The sequence below is a fragment of the Peterkaempfera griseoplana genome (assembly GCF_001418575.1).
GTDB lineage: Bacteria > Actinomycetota > Actinomycetes > Streptomycetales > Streptomycetaceae > Peterkaempfera > Peterkaempfera griseoplana.
The window spans coordinates 1-4800 of sequence record NZ_LIQR01000699.1; the positions used below are offsets into that span (position 1 = coordinate 1).

General features: G+C 71.8%; 5 protein-coding genes. 3 read left to right on the forward strand and 2 right to left on the reverse strand.

What is annotated here, in order from left to right; all coding sequences use genetic code 11:
* Window positions 1-6: 6 nt before the first annotated feature.
* A complete protein-coding gene (locus AOK09_RS41005) occupies window positions 7-660 on the reverse strand; it encodes a hypothetical protein (RefSeq protein ID WP_169797115.1) in 654 nt (217 codons plus the stop codon).
* Window positions 661-745: 85 nt separating this feature from the next.
* On the reverse strand, window positions 746-1552 hold the full coding sequence (locus tag AOK09_RS35625; protein WP_055591326.1) for an ABC transporter ATP-binding protein: 807 nt from the start codon (window positions 1550-1552) through the stop codon (window positions 746-748).
* Between the two features lie 340 nt (window positions 1553-1892).
* Between AOK09_RS35625 and AOK09_RS35630 the strand changes: the two genes are divergently transcribed.
* From AOK09_RS35630 to AOK09_RS35640, 3 genes are read left to right on the forward strand one after another with little or no spacing between them, the layout of a single operon-like run.
* Window positions 1893-2102 carry a ferredoxin gene (locus tag AOK09_RS35630; protein WP_055591327.1) on the forward strand — a complete coding sequence of 70 codons (210 nt, stop codon included), beginning with the start codon at window positions 1893-1895 and terminating at the stop codon, window positions 2100-2102.
* Window positions 2092-3465: an NAD(P)/FAD-dependent oxidoreductase gene (locus AOK09_RS35635; protein ID WP_055591328.1), complete on the forward strand. Its 1374-nt coding sequence runs from the start codon at window positions 2092-2094 to the stop codon at window positions 3463-3465. The genes AOK09_RS35630 and AOK09_RS35635 overlap by 11 nt, the downstream gene beginning before the upstream one ends.
* Window positions 3466-3499: 34 nt before the next feature.
* On the forward strand, window positions 3500-4705 hold the full coding sequence (locus AOK09_RS35640; RefSeq protein WP_055591329.1) for a cytochrome P450: 1206 nt from the start codon (window positions 3500-3502) through the stop codon (window positions 4703-4705).
* Window positions 4706-4800: the final 95 nt, after the last annotated feature.

Consider the following 4800-nt stretch of genomic DNA (forward strand, 5'->3'; position numbering starts at 1 on the left):
CGGCCTTCATGAGCGAGGGATCGGGTCAGTGGAGTTCGGCGAAGATCCCCTGCAGCAGACGACGTTCGTATGTCTCCTCGTGGTCCACTCCTCCGAGCATGTAGCCGCCGAACTTGATGTCGGCGCCGGCGTTGGCCAGGGAGATGACCCCCCGCCCGAGATCGGCGAGCGCCGCCTCGACGTCCGCACAGGCGGACCTCCGGTTCGCCGCCGCACGCTGTAGGTGAGGACAGCCGTCGGCCGGCGCACGTTGCCGCCGAATGCCTTGTGTTTCTGGCTGAACCACAGGTCATTACCGTTGTCGCGGACCCCGGCGAGGCGGTCTGACTCGATCAGGATGCCGTCGAGGAACACGTGGGTCATGCCCTGGCGTCGGCAGCGGTCCAGGACTTCGTGCAGGTCCAGCGCCTGGGCGGCGAGGGCATCGATGCCTTCGTGCAGGTAGCGGTAGCCGGTGGCCTGAGAGACGCCGGCATCGCGGGCCAGGCAGTGCACGCAGCCGCGCTCACGGAACCAGCGCAGCACCAGCACGGCCTGACGGAAGGGGCCGAGCGCCCGGCTGCCGCGCGGAGTGCCGATTCGCCGCCGGTGCGCTGCCAGCAGGCGGGACAGGTACTCCACGACGTGGTGCGGAACGTCGAGCGAGGCAACATAGCGCAAGGACGTCAGGACGGTCCTGACAAGGCGGCCGGGTCATGCGCTGACTACCGCCCGGCGAGTACGGCCGGCACACCCGGGTGAGGGCCTATCGGCCCGAGCGTGCGTACCAGCGGCCGTCGTGGCGGGCCACATGAATGGGACGTCCGAAGCAGACCGTCATGTTGTTCTCGGTGAGTGCGCCGTCGACGGGACCGGATGCCAGTTCCCGGCCCTCCTTCAGCAGGAAGGCGTGAGTGGTGCTGGGCGGGAGTTCCTCCACATGGTGGGTGACCGTGACGGTGGCCAGGTCGGCCCGGTCGGCTGCCAGCCGGTGCAGTGCGTCCACGAGATCCTCGCGGGAGGGCAGGTCCAGGGCGTTGAACGGCTCGTCCAGCAGGAGCAGGGACGGATCGGCCATCAGCGCACGGCAGATGAGGATCCGGGCGCGCTGGCCGCCCGAGCAGTCACCGAAACGACGATCGGCGAGCTCCTTGCATCCCAGCTCGGCGAGCAGGGCGTGGGCACGCTCACGGGTCGCGGTGTCGTACTTCCGCCACAGCGGCTGCACCGTGCCGGTCGCCCCCGTGAGGACGACGGTGTGGGCGGTGGCGTCCAGCGGTACCTTCTGGGCGGCGGACACCAGGCCGACCCGCGCCCGCAGCTCGCGCATGTCGACGCGGCCGAGCCGGGCGCCGAGGACCTCGACCGTGCCGGCGGTGGGGTACATCACCGCCCCGACGAGCCGCAGCAGGGTGGACTTGCCCGCGCCGTTGGCGCCCAGCAGCGCCCAGTGCTCGCCGGGCGCGACGGTCCAGGTGATCCCCTCGAGGACGATCTCCTGTCCAGTGGTACGGCGTTGCACGGCGACGTCCTTCAGCGCGACGACGGCGCGACGTTCCTGGGGTCCGGTCACGTCCGCAGCGTAGTGCCGCGACCGGCGGCTCACCGGGGGTTTCGGGCCGTCGTTCGGTCTCGGACAGGTTCACTGCACCGAGAATCACTCACGCGGGCCGGACTCACCGGCACCCCGGCGTGACCCTCGGACGCCGATGCCGCCGGGCCGCCCGCCCGCAACGGCGGCGACCGGCGGGCAGGCAGCGGGGCGACTTCCCTGACCGCGTCCCGGGCTGACCCGTCGACCCGCCGCTCGGGCCCTGCCCGGAGCCCGCTCCCCAGGGCGGTATAGGTGCACATATCCGATTTATGGCTCATGCTGAAACGGAGGGGGTGCGGCGGCGAAGGAAGTGGTGGGGATGCGGATCGTTGTGGATCTCACCCGCTGTCAGGGCTATGCACAGTGTGTGTTCCTCGCGCCGGAGGTGTTCCGGCTCCACGGCGAGGAGGGCCTGCTGTACGCCCCGGCCGTCCCCGACGAGCAGTTGGAGCGGGTGCGCCAGGCCGCTGCGGCCTGCCCGGTCCAGGCCGTCCTCCTCGGCGAGGAGGTGAACCCCGGTGACCGGTGACCCCGGGGACGGCCGGATCGTCGTCGTCGGCGCGTCGCTGGCCGGCTTGCGGGCCGCCGAGGCGCTGCGCGAGGAGGGCTTCACCGGCTCGCTGACCGTGGTCGGGGACGAGCCGTATCCGCCATACGACCGGCCGCCGCTCTCCAAGCAGGTGCTGCTGGGCGAGGCGGCGGCGGACAGCACCGGACTGCCGATGCGGCGGAACCCGGAGGCCGAGTGGCGGTTGGGGGTACGCGCCACCGGCCTGGACCCGCTCCGGAAACGGGTCACGCTGGCCGACGGCGAGTCGCTGCCGTACGACCGGCTGCTGATCGCCACCGGCACCAGGGCGCGGCCCTGGCGCAATCCGGAGGAGGCCGCCCTGGACGGGGTGTTCACCCTGCGTACGCGCGATGACGGCGCAGCGCTGGCCGAGCGGCTGGCCGCCGGGCCGCAACGGGTGCTGGTGATCGGCGGCGGCTTCACCGGCTCGGAGATCGCCTCGGCCTGCCGGGAACGCGGGCTGGAGGTCACGGTCACCGAACGCGGCCCTGCGCCCCTGGTGGGGGCGCTCGGCGGAACGCTGTCGAAGCTCGCGGCCGCCATGCAGCGCAACCATGGCGTGGATCTGCGGTGCGGGGTGACGGTCACCGCCCTGCGGGGGGACGGCGGCGGCCGGTTCGTCGGTGCGGACCTGTCCGACGGCAGCCGCGTGGAGGCGGACGTGTGCGTCGCGGCGCTGGGCGCGATCCGGAACGTCGAGTGGCTCGCGGACTCCGGACTCGCGGCGGGGCCGCGCGGGATCTCCTGCGACGCCGGGTGCCGGGCCTTCGACATGTACGGCATCGTCACCGACGACGTCTTCGTGGCCGGGGACGTCTCCCGCTTCCCCCACCCGCTGTTCGGGTACCAGATGCTCTCCCTGGAGCACTGGGGCAACGCGGTCGCACAGGCCGCGGTGGCGGCCCACAACATGGTCAGTCCCGGACCGCTGCGGCGCCCGCACCTCGCCGTCCCGACCTTCTGGTCGACCCAGTTCGGGCTCAACATCAAGTCGGTGGGCGTCCCGACCTACTCGGACCATGTGGTCATCGCCCAGGGCTCCCTGGAGGCACGCCGGCTGGCGATGGTCTACGGCTACCAGGGGCGGGTCACCGCCGCGGTCACCGTCGACATGGCCAAGTCGCTCCCGTACTACCAGCACCTGATCGAGACCGCTGCCCCGTTCCCGCCCGGGTCGGGCGCGGCGGACCGTCCGCTCGCGGCCGAGATCCCGATCCCCTCCGACGTGCCGGATCCCAAGGGACTGTCCCACGGACCGACCGTGGCGCTCACCGGTTACCTGCCCGACCGCCGGCTGACCGTGGTGCACCCCACCGGCTGACCGACGTCCCGCCTGATCACAAGGAGCCGTCCGCATGCCTGCCGACACCCTCCTGGAACGGATCACCGACTACGCCAACCGTTCCAATCCCTATCCGCTGTACGCGGAACTCCGCGACGCCGGCCCCGTGGTGCAACAGGCAGACGGCAGCTACCTGATCGGTACCTTCCACGAGATCGCCGCCCTGCTCCACGACCCGCGGATGAGCGCCGACCCCCGCAGCCTCACCACCCCACCCGCGGGTCCGCCCGAGGAGACGGCCCGGCTGCCGTTCCTGCGGCTGGACGACCCCGAACACCACAGGCTGCGCACCCTGGCCATGCGGCCCTTCGGCCCACCGCACACTCCGGACCGGGTCGACGCCATGCGCGGCGAGATCGTCGAGATCACCGAGGAACTCAGCCGGTCCTTCCAACCGGGCCGGGAGATCGACGTCGTCGACGACTTCGCCTACCCGCTGCCCGTCACGGTGATCTGCCGGCTGCTCGGCGTGCCCCGCGAGGACGAGCCCAGGTTCCGGGAGTGGTCCGACGTGATCGTCGCATCCGCCGACGTGACGACCGGGGAGGACACCACCGAGCGGGACCGGGCAGGCAGGCAGGCGCGTTACGAGATGGGCGCGTACCTGGTCGGCCTCGCCGAGCAGCGCCGCGGCCGGCCCACCGGCGACATGCTCTCCGCCTTCGCCAACGAACCCGATCCCGCCAAGCGGCTCACCCTCGAGGAACTCGCGGAGACCGCCGTACTGCTGCTCATCGCAGGACACGAGACCACGGTCAACCTCATCACCAACGGGGTGCTCACCCTGCTGCGCCAGCCCGAGCACCTGGACCTGCTGCGCCGGGAACCCGGCCTGCTGCCCCGGGCGGTGGAGGAACTGCTGCGCTACGAACCCCCCGTCCACATGCGCGAACGCATCCCCCTCACCGACCTCGACGTCTCGGGCACCACCCTCCCCGAGGGCGCGTCCGTCGTGCTGGCGCTGGCGTCGGGCAATCGTGACCCCAAGCGGTTCCACGAGCCCGACCGGTTCGACCCCACCCGTCCGGACAACGAGCACCTCGGCTTCGGCAGCGGCATCCACCTCTGCTACGGCGCACCACTCGCCCGCCTCGAAGCCCAGGCCGCGCTCGGCGCGCTGATCCCCCACCTCGGCGCGGCCCGCCTTGTTCAGGACCCGCCGCCGTACCGGCAGGCCGCCATGCTCCGCGGACCCCGCCACCTCGCCGTTCAACTCTGAGGGTTGCGGAACCGCAGAGAAGGTCACCTCGACGCAACGGCCCAGGCCTGGAGACCTGGGCCGTGGCACAACAAGCGATCACGCGGCCGGCCGCG

Coding starts and splice junctions, on each gene's coding strand:
- AOK09_RS35640 (WP_055591329.1), top strand. CDS start 3,500: ATGCCTGCCGACACCCTCCTGGAACGGATCACCGACTACGCCAACCGT.
- AOK09_RS35630 (WP_055591327.1), top strand. CDS start 1,893: ATGCGGATCGTTGTGGATCTCACCCGCTGTCAGGGCTATGCACAGTGT.